The sequence below is a fragment of the Haladaptatus rarus genome (genome assembly GCF_054177585.1).
In genome coordinates this window covers 72,795-85,085 of record NZ_JBPEHG010000006.1, presented here as the reverse complement: position 1 = coordinate 85,085, position 12,291 = coordinate 72,795, and the positions used below count along the sequence as shown (strand labels likewise).

Annotated in this window: 12 protein-coding genes and 1 pseudogene; 11 read left to right on the top strand and 2 right to left on the bottom strand. The window is 57.1% G+C overall.

Translation table 11 applies throughout. From position 1 onward, the window contains the following. The first annotated feature begins 18 nt into the window (after positions 1-18). Together ACR3FE_RS14860 and ACR3FE_RS14855 are read left to right on the top strand one after the other, a co-directional pair. A complete protein-coding gene (locus tag ACR3FE_RS14860) occupies positions 19-324 on the top strand; it encodes a HalOD1 output domain-containing protein (protein WP_458207937.1) in 306 nt (101 codons plus the stop codon). 128 nt (positions 325-452) lie between these two features. Continuing rightward, positions 453-620, top strand: a pseudogene (locus tag ACR3FE_RS14855) (RNA-guided endonuclease TnpB family protein); the annotation flags it as partial. Positions 621-742: 122 nt separating this feature from the next. On the opposite strand, the gene ACR3FE_RS14850 reads toward ACR3FE_RS14855, so the two are convergent. After that, positions 743-1,450 carry a helix-turn-helix domain-containing protein gene (locus ACR3FE_RS14850; protein WP_458207935.1) on the bottom strand — a complete coding sequence of 236 codons (708 nt, stop codon included), beginning with the start codon at positions 1,448-1,450 and terminating at the stop codon, positions 743-745. A gap of 100 nt (positions 1,451-1,550) precedes the next feature. Here ACR3FE_RS14850 and ACR3FE_RS14845 point away from each other — a divergent pair, with 100 nt between their 5' ends. The 4 genes from ACR3FE_RS14845 (at position 1,551) to ACR3FE_RS14830 (ending at position 5,325) form a co-directional block, all read left to right on the top strand. After that, positions 1,551-2,642 (top strand): NAD-dependent epimerase/dehydratase family protein, encoded by a 1,092-nt coding sequence (locus tag ACR3FE_RS14845; RefSeq protein WP_458207934.1) that lies wholly within the window; start codon positions 1,551-1,553, stop codon positions 2,640-2,642. A gap of 133 nt (positions 2,643-2,775) precedes the next feature. Beyond that, positions 2,776-3,858 (top strand): PAS domain S-box protein, encoded by a 1,083-nt coding sequence (locus ACR3FE_RS14840; protein WP_458207933.1) that lies wholly within the window; start codon positions 2,776-2,778, stop codon positions 3,856-3,858. Next, positions 3,846-4,238, top strand: a complete 393-nt coding sequence (locus tag ACR3FE_RS14835) for a sensor histidine kinase (protein WP_458207932.1) — start codon at positions 3,846-3,848, stop codon at positions 4,236-4,238. The genes ACR3FE_RS14840 and ACR3FE_RS14835 overlap by 13 nt, the downstream gene beginning before the upstream one ends. 304 nt (positions 4,239-4,542) lie before the next feature. Further along, the gene (locus tag ACR3FE_RS14830; RefSeq protein WP_458207931.1) at positions 4,543-5,325 is read left to right on the top strand and encodes a hypothetical protein; all 783 of its coding nucleotides are present in this window, start codon (positions 4,543-4,545) and stop codon (positions 5,323-5,325) included. A 35-nt stretch (positions 5,326-5,360) separates the two neighbouring features. On the opposite strand, the gene ACR3FE_RS14825 is transcribed toward ACR3FE_RS14830, so the two are convergent. Continuing rightward, positions 5,361-6,710, bottom strand: a complete 1,350-nt coding sequence (locus ACR3FE_RS14825) for an FAD-dependent oxidoreductase (RefSeq protein ID WP_458207930.1) — start codon at positions 6,708-6,710, stop codon at positions 5,361-5,363. Positions 6,711-6,817: 107 nt separating this feature from the next. Here ACR3FE_RS14825 and ACR3FE_RS14820 point away from each other — a divergent pair, with 107 nt between their 5' ends. The 5 genes from ACR3FE_RS14820 (at position 6,818) to ACR3FE_RS14800 (ending at position 12,284) form a co-directional block, all read left to right on the top strand. After that, a complete protein-coding gene (locus ACR3FE_RS14820; protein ID WP_458207929.1) occupies positions 6,818-7,246 on the top strand; it encodes an ester cyclase in 429 nt (142 codons plus the stop codon). 195 nt (positions 7,247-7,441) lie between these two features. After that, positions 7,442-7,984: a DoxX family membrane protein gene (locus tag ACR3FE_RS14815; protein WP_458208189.1), complete on the top strand. Its 543-nt coding sequence runs from the start codon at positions 7,442-7,444 to the stop codon at positions 7,982-7,984. 144 nt (positions 7,985-8,128) lie between these two features. Next, positions 8,129-10,102: a bacterio-opsin activator domain-containing protein gene (locus tag ACR3FE_RS14810; protein WP_458207928.1), complete on the top strand. Its 1,974-nt coding sequence runs from the start codon at positions 8,129-8,131 to the stop codon at positions 10,100-10,102. 340 nt (positions 10,103-10,442) lie between these two features. Beyond that, complete coding sequence (locus ACR3FE_RS14805) at positions 10,443-10,640, top strand: heavy-metal-associated domain-containing protein (RefSeq protein ID WP_458207926.1); 198 nt, start codon at positions 10,443-10,445, stop codon at positions 10,638-10,640. 39 nt (positions 10,641-10,679) lie between these two features. Beyond that, entirely contained in the window at positions 10,680-12,284 is a 1,605-nt protein-coding gene (locus tag ACR3FE_RS14800; protein ID WP_458207925.1) for an ABC transporter substrate-binding protein, read from the top strand. The last annotated feature ends 7 nt before the right edge of the window (positions 12,285-12,291 follow it).

The following is a 12,291-nucleotide window of genomic DNA, read 5'->3' as shown; positions in this document are numbered from 1 at the left end:
TCTATCAAGAGAACAATCATGACGTCAGACAACCAGCCACGGATGCCGGAGGTTGCACCGATACGCTCAGGCAAACCGCTACACTGCTCTGCGATACGACCGGGTGAACAGCGTAGTGAGGCAGTCGTGCGAACGGTCGCCACAGCGACAGCGGTAGATCCAACAGAACTCGATCCCCTGTACGAGTCGATCGACCCAGATGCACTGGATGCCCTCTTCTATCCCGACTCACCTGGACGAGCACGGGCCGACAACGTCGTCCAGTTCGACTACTCCGGATTCACCGTCGTCGTCAAAGAAACCGGAATCGTCGAACTACGGTGAGTCTACAGGCGGAGCAGGTCGAATGCCTCTGGGCTCGACCCCGAGGTGGTTCATCGTTTCCCCGTCGTGACAATCTGTTCCGTCCCGTAGTCGTTGCCGTTCATCAGTTTAGAGGTTCTTTGTCATGGTACGACCTCGTTGCAGTTGAAGACTTGAACGTCGCTGGAATGATGTAGTTCGATTCAAATTCACTCAACCGAGCATCCGCCGCGTGGCGGACTTTTCTTCTGATGCTCGAATACAAGTGTGAACGCGAAGGGACGAACTACGTTCCAGTGAACCCACGGGGAACAACTGTCCTCAACGCGCGTAGGCCGGAGTAGTTCACACATGCGAGTAGGTGTAGAACCGTACTGCGTGCCCCAAGAACCGTACTGCGCGTCCCATCGTGTTCCCAACTACCGTCGCTGCGTTCGAATCATTCGGAACCGAACAGTTCGGTGACGAGTCGCGATTCGGCCCGTCGAAGGAGTTCGGATGCCGTACTCGGTGAACAGTCGAATTCTCTCGCGATATCCGCTGCTGATGACTCACGCGGTATCCGGTAGTAACCGACATCGATCGCCGTCTCGACCGCTTCGCGCTGTCGGTCGGTGAGAACGGCAGTGACACCCGCAGGACGACCATCGAACGTACTGAGTCGGGTGACGGTGGGTTTCAGACCCGATGGGACGTCATCGAGTGCTGCTCGAAGTTCGTCATCGGTACCGACGATGCGACACGCGACGACACCGTCTCTGTATTCGAGCGGTGGGACGAGCACCGACCGGCGTTGGTTGAACGCTCGCCAGAGTTGCCGTTCTATCTCGACGGTCTCCGTGTAGATTGCGGCATAGAACTCGTCGTGTTCCTCGGACGTAATGTCGTATTCGAGGACGACCGGTTCAGCGTCGAGAGCGCGTACGAGTCGATCGGAATCACCTCGCACCCTGAAAAGTGCCATCGTCGTATCTCCGCGTGTAACGTTCCAATCGAGCATCCACGCAGTTTCGACGAACTCGGATTCGGCCATCACCGGGAACAGCGGGTGTATCGATCGCTGCCCTGCCGAGAGGGTGAGTTCGAGAACCCGCATCGATGCCGTATTCGGCACGCTCCCGCTTTGTGTCCGAGATATCGGATTCATCCAGCGGCTAAAGCCGCAGGTATTCTCCTTAAATCCCTATAAGTATTCCCAGATATGGGGAGTAATCGTCATCGAACGATCTCTCCTATTCCCGTTTGCGATGAAGATCTTTGTCACCGGTGCGACAGGGGTACTGGGCTCGAAACTGGTCGACGAACTCACCGATCGTGATCATACGGTCGTGGGACTAGCACGTGACGACGAGGATGAACAGACCATCCGCGAGCGCGATGGGATTCCACATCGAGGCGATGTCTTCGACCGAGAGTCACTCGTCGCGGGTGCTGACGGCGCGGATGGAGTCGTCCATGCGGCAACTTGCCTTCCGACGAAAACGAAGACCACGGAAGAGGACTGGCGACAGAACGACCGCGTTCGAGTTGATGGTGGGAAGAACGCCATCGAAGCGGCGGCGACTGTGGGTGCATCCCGATTTCTCACCCACAGCGTGGTGTGGGCGTATCGAAATGCGGATGGATCAAAGTTCGACGAAACCGCAACACCGAACACGGATCGGACGACCGAATCCGCGGTCGACGTCGAACGGCTGGTTCGTCGTGCGAGCGACGACTACGGGATCGATGCATCGATTCTCCGATTCGGATGGTTCTATGGCCCTGCATCGGGGCAAACGGAACAGATAGCGAAGAATCTCCTTAGCGGAGACCTCCCCATCATCGGGCGGGGATTCCTGGGACGTGGTGACACCGTCATCTCCTGCATCCACTCGCGTGACGCCGCACGAGCGATGGCCGATGCGGTCGAAGCCGAAGCGAGCGGGACGTGGCACGTCGTCGATGACAAGCCAGTGAGAACCGCCGACTTCTTCAGCGAGTTCGCAACACGACTACAAGCCGACGACCCACGTCGTGTCCCGCGATGGCTCGCGAGATTCGTCGCGGGTAGCGATATGGTTCGATTTCTCACGTCCTCGTTTCCGACGTCGAATGAGCGGTTCAAAGCCGAGGTCGGCTGGGAACCCGAGTTCTCGACGTATCGTGACGGCGTGGCGGCCACCGTCCAGACGTGGTTGGATGACGGAACGCTCGTCGTCGGGTCGGATGGCTATCGATGGGGATCGGAGGTGTCGACGCGATACGAGTGCCGGAGTTGTGGTCGACAGTTCGAAGCGAATACCCGAACCTGTCCGCACTGTCAGACGCCGAATCACCGACCGGTTTCGACATCGTGAGTGCCCACCGAAAACCACCGCGAAATCATAACTATCGGTGGGTCGCATCGCAGTTGGAGTGAACGCAGACGAGACGAACTACCGAAGGGAGTAATCATAACTATCATGAATCAGTACCGTTTTGCACTGAATGATGGTGTCGAGATCGCGAACGCTCTCGGGCGTCGATGGGCAGAAGATCATCGTCGCACTCGGTGGTCTGTACGTCGCCGTTGCTGCCGGATGGCCACTCACACCGGTCGTCGGGGAGCGGACACTCAACGAAGTCCTACTCATCTCACTCTTGACCGCCGCTTCTGGAATCGTCCTCCTCTATGGCGGGTATCGACTGACCCGCACCGAAATCCGACCTGCTCTCTTTTCGACCATCGCCAAGTGGTGTCTCGGTGGTCTCGCCACGATGCTCAGCATCCTTTCGCTCGTGGCGCTCGTCGCCTATCTTAGTGACCCAGTTGCGAACCTCTTCATCCTCACGTCCCTCGCCAGCGTCGCCGGTTTCGGGATGGGCTTCCACGAAGCGAAAGCCAAAACGCGGGCACTCAACGCCGAAGAACGACGGCGGGAAGCGGAACGCTACAGTCAAGAACTCGAACGCTACGAGACCATCGTCGAAACCGTCAACGATGGAATCTACGTCGTCGACGAAGACAATCACTTCACACTGGTCAACGAGGCGTACGTCGACATGGTCGGCTACGACCGTGAGGAACTTCTCGGCTCGCACACGTCGCTCGTCGTGGAATCGAATGCAGAGACCTTGGCCGACGAGATTCAACGCGACCTCAGCGTAGGGGCCGAGGAGAAAACGTACGCCGGTACGTTGAAAACCGAGTCTGGGGAGCAGGTCGAGGTCGAAGCAACCGGTGCGCTCCTGCCCGAGCAGGGGGATGGCAACCACAACCGTGTTGGTGTCGTCCGCGACGTCACCGAACGCAACGAACGCGAGCACCAACTCGAACAGCAGAACAAGCGACTGGATAGCTTCGCACGGATGGTCGCTCACGAACTCCGGAATCCCCTCATGATCGGCCAGATGTACTGCCACGAACTTCCGACGGATTCGGCTCCCGTCGCAGTCGACTACATCACGGAGTCGTTCGACCGTATCGAGGACATAATCGACGTCATGTTGGTTGTGACACAGAGTAACAAGGCAGTTCCCGAGAGGGAGCCGGTGGAGCTCGCAGATGCAGCACACGTTGCTTGGGAAAAGTAGACACACCCGATGCGGTACTCGAAGTACTGACAGACCACACGGTTCAGGCCGACGAGACGTACGTCGAGCATCTGTTTCGGAACCTCTTCGAGAACGCTGTCGAACATGGGGGAACAGACGCCACCATTACGGTGGGCGAACTTCCGACTGGGTTTTACGTCGCCGACGACGGAACTGGTATTCCAGCCAACGACCAGGAAGTGGTGTTCGATCTGGGATACACGACAGCAGCCAGTCACGGAGGAATGGGATTGGGTCTAGCATTCGTCTCCGAACTCGCCGAGGTGTACGGATGGACGTGTTCGGTGACGGAGAGTGCCGCAGGAGGGGCGCGATTCGAGTTCACGAACGTAACCGAGGGCGCCGGTAACATCGAATGAGATCCTAAGGGGAGGATTCGGTGAAGCGATCGATGTCTAAAATATAGCGTCCGTCGTCTGGCGCTGCGATGACCGGTTCGACAACGAAGTGACTGTTTTTGAGATTCCATCTGTAGCGGCCGACTGATTCAGGATGGACGAAGGCGTGGTCGCCTGTCGTCCCGACGTGCGTTCGCTCGTTGTACTGGACAGCCAAACTGCTTGCAAAGAGGGACTGAGTGACCCACTAGAGATAGTACTAGACTGTCACTAACTATCAGGTAATCTAACTGCGGTGGTGTGGCTTCGTCGCCGCAGGGAAACGATGTCAAAAGACAATACGCCCGGCACGGCAGATAGACGAGCGTTCCTCAAGGCGGTCGGAGCAGGGACAGCGACGAGTATGACGATCTCAGGAACTGTTGGAGCCCACGACAAGGACTCGCTTGATGACCAAGTGACGAAGGTGAAAGACGCGACCAGCAAGTATACGAACCCACAGAAAGCACTGGACGACGGCTACCAGGTGATGGGGCCGTACGTAACCGGTATGGGCTGGCATTTCATGCATCATGGTCGCGTCCAAGCTGCTGCGAAGAATGGACTCACGCTGACCGAACCGCAATTACTCACCTACGGGGATACTGGCGAGGGAATAAAAGGGTTAGTGTTAGGAGCAGTCGAATACGCGATTCCGGTCGGAGCAGGCGACTTCTCCGAGGAGAATCCGCCGGACCTGTTCGACGACGAGGATAGCGCGGAAACGTGGCATACCCATCACAGCGCAGAACACGTGTTTGCGATGCGGGGCGACCCGAGGAGTGAGAAGTTTCCGGAATCGATAACGGACGTTCCACCGGCCGAGCGCGTCCGTTCGACGCGGTGGCTGGAAATATCGCCGGGCGGCAAACCGGGCGAGCCGATGCTCGAACCGAAAACCGCGCTGGTGGGCGACCTCCGTGGTGACGAGGTGACGAATGCACGAATGGTCGTTAGCTCTTCCGTCCATCCTGACTTACTGACGTTACACGCGTGGGTTCACCAAAATAACCCGGAGGGAGTGTTCGCGGAGATCAATCCCGAACTGCCGAACCAGCCGATGCCGTAACGAGGATATTTTTCTCGATGGCGGTCAGTCAATTTTCAGTCGATGGGGTTGAACACACGCCACACGATATGAGGATGCAACAGGGCAGTTGGTGGCTGTTGCATCGTAAGTACTCGGGCGAACGCATCGGCCAGTACGCCATCAGTGTGAGCCCTTCGAACCAACCGGGAGAGATATCGATCGAAGAGGTCGGCCCCCCGAGGCGTAGGGCCTTCCGTTTGCGAAAACTGGCAGTCGGCACCGACTGCCATCATCCACGCCGTGTCGACGACCGTTTCAGCTCGGTCGGAAAAGCGGAGCGCGAGATCTTCGTCGTGACCTGCCAGTGTGTGATGAAGCTGTAGGGCTTCGAGTGCGGCCACCGACATCCCCTGTCCGTAGATTGGATTGAAGCTCGCGATCGCATCGCCGATCACGAGAAGACCCTCGGGAAACCGATCGAGTGTTTCGTAACGACACCGACGGTTGGACGGGAAAGGGTAGTGGTCGACGTCGTTCGATACCCACGAGTGAGTGTCGAGGAGCCGTTTCAGATGAGGGACTGGTAGACTCGCGGCGAATTCCGCAAAGGCCTCGGCTTCCGTCGGCGGGTGGTCACCGTGCATCCCGTGGACGTTCACCTGCCAGTGACCGCCTTTGACAGGAAATGCTGCGCCCCCTCGGGTACGGGGCGGATCAGGCGCGACGAAAAATGCTCGCCGGTCATCAGAAGGTCGTTCGATGAGCCCGCTGCTGTAAGCCACATCGATATGCACCTCGTCGACCGGCGGTGGCGTATCACCGTGTGCTTCGAGCCAGGTTGGAGTTCGGGATGCCCGACCCATCGCATCGACGACCAGATCGGCAGTGACCTCTGATTTCTTGGCACCGCCGTCCCGAACTACAACGCCTTCCACGCTCGTCGCACTGTCGTTGACGAGATAGTCGACGAACTGGCAGTCGGGTTGGACGTCGATTCCATCCAACTCGAAAACGCACCGTCGTACTATCTGCTCGAACAACGGACGGCTCGCAGAGTACAGGGGCAGCCGTTTTGGCCCCTCGGCGAAAAAGCCCCCTTGGTCGTATGCGTGGAAGTCCCGTCCGAGATCGAACATCAACCCGCCTTCCGAGAGCAGTTCCTCGCCAAACCCTGGGAAGAGATCCTCTAACGTGGTTCGACCGGCTTCCCAAAGGATGTGGGGATGGCTGGCCTGGGGGACGCCACGGCGTGCGACTGGCTCATCGGGAAGCGAATCGCGTTCGACGATAGTAACCTGCTCGTACCTATCGGCCAAGACGCGGGCAGCAAGCAACCCGGACATGCTCGCTCCCACTACCACTGCAGTCCCCCGACCCCCAGAGAGCTGATCGTCGTCGTATCTCGGAACATTTGCGAGAGTCATAACAACCGTTCACCCCACCGTTCGCTTCGCGGAAATAGTCGTCCTAGAGCTATGCCTAGTGGATATTGAAGGAAGAGTGTGAGATAGTAACATTCCGGGGGTGAACCATGGCGACGCCACACGAGAACAAAGAACACGTCCAGCGCGTCGAATCCGCGGTCAACGAGCAGGATCAGGCAATCTTATCCGAGATATTCGCCGAAGATTTCATCGTGCATTTCCATGGGGGGCGCGAGGAACTGCACGGTCTCGACGAGTACCTGGACTATCTAGAAGAGTTCTACGAAGCGTTTCCGGACCTCACTATCAACTTCGAAGAGATGGTCGCTGAGGACGATATGGTCACAGTCCGATACACTGGCTCGGGGACACACGAAGGGGAGTACCAGGGCATCGAACCGACGGGCAGAACTGTCGACGTTTCGGGAATGAGAATCGTCAGAGTCGCCGACGGTGAGATCGTAGAAGTGTGGGGGCAACGGGACGATCTCGGTATGCTCGACCAACTCGGCATCGTCGAGCCACCGACTGCGTGAACGGAATCGACATCGACCATTCGAAGTTCGTCGAAACGCAGGGATTGGAAGTCCGTGTGATGTGCAGAGTCGCCCACTCTATTTGACGTTCCCACATCTTTAGAACTGTCACTTAGTTATACGTTCCTCGAGACAGAGATACCAACTGTGGAGGTGCCAACGTTGTCAACCCACACCCGAGAACTCGATGCGGAACTGTTCGGCAAGAAGACGCAGTTCGAGTATTCCGAGAACTGGATCGGCTACGCCATCATCACCCTTCGGGTGGTCATGGGGTGGACGTTGTTCCAGGGAGGCCTGACGAAGCTCATCACGTACCTCGACGAAACACCCGAGAACGACTGGACTGCTGCGGGATTCCTCGCCAATGCTATCCCCGAGGGTAACCCGTTCATGGGTACGTGGAGTGCCATGGCCGGTGATCCGCTGATCGATATCCTGGTCATGTGGGGGCTGACGCTCACCGGACTCGGGCTCATCCTCGGCGCACTGGTACGCTGGAACGCCTTCTGGGGCGCGATCATGATGCTGTTCTTCTGGGCGGCGAGCCTGGAGGGCGGCCTCATGGCGGGACTCCCACTAGCTCACGGTTGGGTTATTGACGATCACATCGTGTATGCGGCGCTGCTGTTCGGTCTCGGTGCGATCGGTGCTGGCCGACTCCTCGGCCTCGATGCCTACCTCGAACGGCTCGACGTCGTGAAGAACAATGGCTGGCTCCGATACATCCTCGGCTGAGTGTGAGGACGATCGTCCCGCTTTTCCTCCCGCCCCTGTCTATCGAACGTTTCGCTGGGAAGGGGTCGACGACGAAATGCAGACTGACGACGCAGATGCTGGCGCGGCACTAATCTTGATAAAGAGTAGCATGGTAAACCCTGTATGGCCGAGTCAGCACATCCATCGCTCGGGTGGCGCGACATAGCGGCGACATCGATAGACGGTGTGGGGGTAATCGAGGATGGCGAGTACGTCTTCGCGAACGACGCACTCGCCGAGATCCATGGCTACGCCGATTCTGATGCGATCACCGGGAGCGCGTGGAATACACTGTATCGACTCGATGAGCCGATGGACGGTGACGATGAGTTACTGGCGCGAGTGCGAGCGGCGGACGAGTGGCAGGGGGAGGCCAGCGCATATCACGACGATAGTGGGACCGTTCCAGTCGAACTATCGACGCGGCAGGTCGAAGCGGGAATCGTCTGCGTCGTCCGCGACGGACACGACAAGAACCGACAGGATCGTGTCGAACGTACGGTCGAACTCGAACGCTACGAGACGATCGTCGAAACGGTCGGGGATGGCGTGTATGTCCTCGACGAGAACCTCGAATTCTCGTTCGTCAACGATGCACTCTGCGAGATGCTCGGTCGCTCCCGCGATGAACTCCAGGGAACGTCCGTCATGGATTTCTTCATCTTCGACGACCAGCGCGCGTTCGCCGACGAGATGCGTGAACGTGTCATGAGTGGTGATATCAGCACTGGAGTGGTCGAGGGGACGACCACGACGTCCGATGGCGAGACGCTCCACCTCGAAGCGCGGTATCGCCTCCACCCCGAACCCGACGGTGAGTTTCAGGGGAGTGTCGGTATACTCCGCGATATCACCGAGCGCAAAGACCACGAGCGAGAACTCCAGCGCCAACGCGATGAGTTGGAGACGCTGAACAGGATCAACAAACTTCTCCTCGAAGTCACTCAGGATCTGGTCGAGACGCCAACCCGCGACGCGATCGAACAGACGGTCTGTGAACGACTTGCCGAGTCCGAACTGTACCAGTTCGCCTGGATCGGCGAGCCGGAGACGAACGGTGACCACATCCTCCCCCGAGCCAGTGCCGGAATCGACGACGGCTACGTCGAGTCGGTGACGATAACGACGGCGGATGCCGAAACCGGTCGCGGCCCCGGTGGCCGTGCACTCAGAACCGGTGAGGTACAGGTCAGTCAAGATATTCGCACGGACTCGTCGTTCGAACCGTGGCGTGACGCGGCACTCGACCGGGGAATCCAGTCGGCTGCCGCGGTGCCACTGATTCACGGCGACACGACCTACGGTCTCCTCGCCGTGTATGCGACTCGTCCGCTGGCGTTCAGTCAGCGCGAGCAAGAGGGGTTCGAAACCCTCGGGAAGGCGGTCGGATTTGCTATCAACGCCATCGAGAATCGCAACTTACTGTTCGCCGACACCGTCGTCGAACTCGAATTCGAGGTGACCGACCCCGGACTTGTATTCGTTCGAGCCTCCGAGCAACTCGATTGCGAACTCACCGTGACGGGATACGTCGCGTCGGAAACCGGCGACTGGAGCGTCTACCTCAGTGTCGAAGACGCATCACCGACTGCGGTTCAGGAGATCACGTCTGATGATCATGACGTCGAGCGTGTACGAGTGATTGCCGACGATGACGACGAAGGGTTGGTCGAGTTCGTGATGAATGGGCCAGCATTGAACGAGATTACAAATCACGGTGCGATGATCACGTCGGGTCACGTCGATTCGGGACAGGGATGGTTCCGAATCGAGGTTCCCCAAACCACGGATATTCGCCGATTGGTCGATCGTCTACAGGCGACGTATCCAGAATCGAGGCTCGTCGCGCAGCGCAGATTCGATCGTCCCGTGCAGAAAGCGAGGGAGCTTCGTCAGTCGTTCGACGACCGGTTGACAGAACGCCAGAAGGAAGCACTCTATCGCGCCTATCACGCTGGCTATTTCGAATGGCCGCGAACGAGTACGGCTGGAGAAATCGCCGAGTCGATGGACATCGCTGGAACCACCCTGCATTACCATCTACGCAACGCCCTCGACGAACTTCTGACCGTGTTTGCCGAATTCGAAGGCCGATGATAACTGTATTTATTTATAATAAATCTGATCTTATTTTCTAAAATCGGTATTGATTGCCCAAATCCGAACGGATGATGGTCGTTTCGAATTAGTTAGCATCGGTGATTTCCGATCTTGCCTGGGTACAAACGACGATCTCCATGATGTACACGATGCCGATAACCCTTACAAAGCTATATCCAATGCGAAGTCAATCTTGAGAGGCCCACAAAGGCAGAAATCACCTTACTACCATCGGCTATCATCGTAAGTGGCCTTAGTTCCAAAGTCAATTTGGGTTTTTACTGTAGTTTTTGTAAGAGAAAGTGCCTAATAAGATACCTTCATTGGTTTATGGTGAATGGCAACAAATCTCATTGTTGATGGAATGACCTGCGGTGGTTGTGAACAGAACGTCGTTGATGCACTCGAAGCGGTAGATGGCGTCTCGAACGCTAACGCGGACAGGGAAACAAACTCTGTGACCGTAGAGGGAACTGCCGAAACGAATGATCTCATCGATGCTGTTGAGAATGCCGGCTACGACGCGAGCACGTAACGATCCGAACAAACAACGATACAAAAACTGAAACTGAATATGTCAGATCACGATATTTCACGTCGAAGAGCACTACAAACGGTCGGTGCAGGTAGCCTAATCGGACTTGCGGGCTGTTCAGGTTCATCGAACCCGGACGACTCGTCTGACCCGTACGGGTCGTCCACCACGACGACGAAAACGGACGACAAATCTGGTGGCAATACGAAAAAGGCGACGGTCGCACTCTCGACCGATCTTACCGCAGGGACGTGGGGGGTGTACGGTGGCGTGATGCCATACTACACGAACACCTTAGAGCCCCTCATCTGGGTCACCAAGGATATGGAACTCGAACCATGGCTCGCCACGGAGTGGAAAGCGACTGGTGAAACGACGTGGGAGTTCACGCTCCGAGAGGACGTGACGTTCCATAACGGCGAACCCCTTACTGCCGAGGCGGTCGTCTTCTCGTTCAAACAGATTCTCGATGAATGGTCATGGGCACCCGGCTGGCTTCATGTGAAAAAGAACGGCGTGAAGGCACTCGACGAAACGACGGTCGAATTTACTACGACCGATCCCTTCCCGACGTTCCCTGGAACTATCGCGCACAACATGGTCGCGATCCAGCATCCTGACCGTGATCGGAAAGCAGGTGAAGTGATCGGAACTGGCCCGTTCAAAGTCGAGAAAGTGAAGAAAGAGCAGTTCGTGGAAACGACCGCGTTCGAAGACTACTGGAACGAATCGCCGAAACTCTCTGAACTGAAGTTTCGGGTCATCACTGACGCAAATACACGAGCGCTCTCTCTGTCGGCACACGAAACAGACGTTGCCTATCAGCCACCGCGCAACAAGATAAAATCGCTCGAAAAGGCGTCGAAGACGAACGTCGAAACGCAAGGGTCACCGTCTGCTGGTTACATCGGCATCAACCTCTACAAGTCGCCGACTGACGACGCGAAGCTTCGTAAAGCGTTGAACTACGCAGTCAACCAGAAAGCCATCGTCGAGTCCATTCTCAGCGGTATCGGCAAACCGGCGAGAGGGTCGATCGCCCCGAGTATCTACTGGTCGGCTCACGACCAGCTTTCGGAGTATGGGCCGAACAAGTCCAAAGCGAAGTCGCTGGTCGAGGCGTCGAACTATAACGGCGAGGCACTCAAATTGCTCGTCAGTACCGATATGACCGACGGAAAACTCCTTGCGCAAGCCGTCTCACAGCAGATGGAAGCGGTCGGTGTTACCATCGACATCCAGGTATTGGAGGACGCTGCGTTCAACGACGCTGAGCGCAACGGCAAGGGACACCTCGCTCTCAGCGAGAAAGGGACGAACAGCGGAGCAGCCGACTACGTCATCTACGAGAGTTTCCACTCCGAAGGCGACATGAACGAGCGACTGTATGGAGACGAGGGAACTGGTCTCTACAATCTTGGTTCGAAAGTTGACTCCCTCCTGGAGAAAGGGTTCCAAACCGGCAAGAAGGAGAAAAAGAAATCGGCCTATCGGGAAGTCCAACGGTTGGTCGCCGAAAAGGCGGTCATCGTTCCCCTCTACTACAGCGAGTACGTCGTTGCGTCGTTCCGTGACGTGAAGAATCTCGACCTTCGGCCCATCCCCGAGATGGTTCGTTGGGATAGCTTGACGCACGGAAACTGAGGGAACC

Bases quoted from the DNA above. Each gene is read 5' to 3' on its own strand.
- ACR3FE_RS14850 (WP_458207935.1), bottom strand. From the start codon at position 1,450: ATGAATCCGATATCTCGGACACAAAGCGGGAGCGTGCCGAATACGGCA.
- ACR3FE_RS14810 (WP_458207928.1), top strand. From the start codon at position 8,129: ATGGCCGAGTCAGCACATCCATCGCTCGGGTGGCGCGACATAGCGGCG.
- ACR3FE_RS14830 (WP_458207931.1), top strand. From the start codon at position 4,543: ATGTCAAAAGACAATACGCCCGGCACGGCAGATAGACGAGCGTTCCTC.
- ACR3FE_RS14860 (WP_458207937.1), top strand. From the start codon at position 19: ATGACGTCAGACAACCAGCCACGGATGCCGGAGGTTGCACCGATACGC.
- ACR3FE_RS14840 (WP_458207933.1), top strand. From the start codon at position 2,776: ATGGTGTCGAGATCGCGAACGCTCTCGGGCGTCGATGGGCAGAAGATC.
- ACR3FE_RS14845 (WP_458207934.1), top strand. From the start codon at position 1,551: ATGAAGATCTTTGTCACCGGTGCGACAGGGGTACTGGGCTCGAAACTG.
- ACR3FE_RS14820 (WP_458207929.1), top strand. From the start codon at position 6,818: ATGGCGACGCCACACGAGAACAAAGAACACGTCCAGCGCGTCGAATCC.
- ACR3FE_RS14825 (WP_458207930.1), bottom strand. From the start codon at position 6,710: ATGACTCTCGCAAATGTTCCGAGATACGACGACGATCAGCTCTCTGGG.
- ACR3FE_RS14805 (WP_458207926.1), top strand. From the start codon at position 10,443: ATGGCAACAAATCTCATTGTTGATGGAATGACCTGCGGTGGTTGTGAA.
- ACR3FE_RS14800 (WP_458207925.1), top strand. From the start codon at position 10,680: ATGTCAGATCACGATATTTCACGTCGAAGAGCACTACAAACGGTCGGT.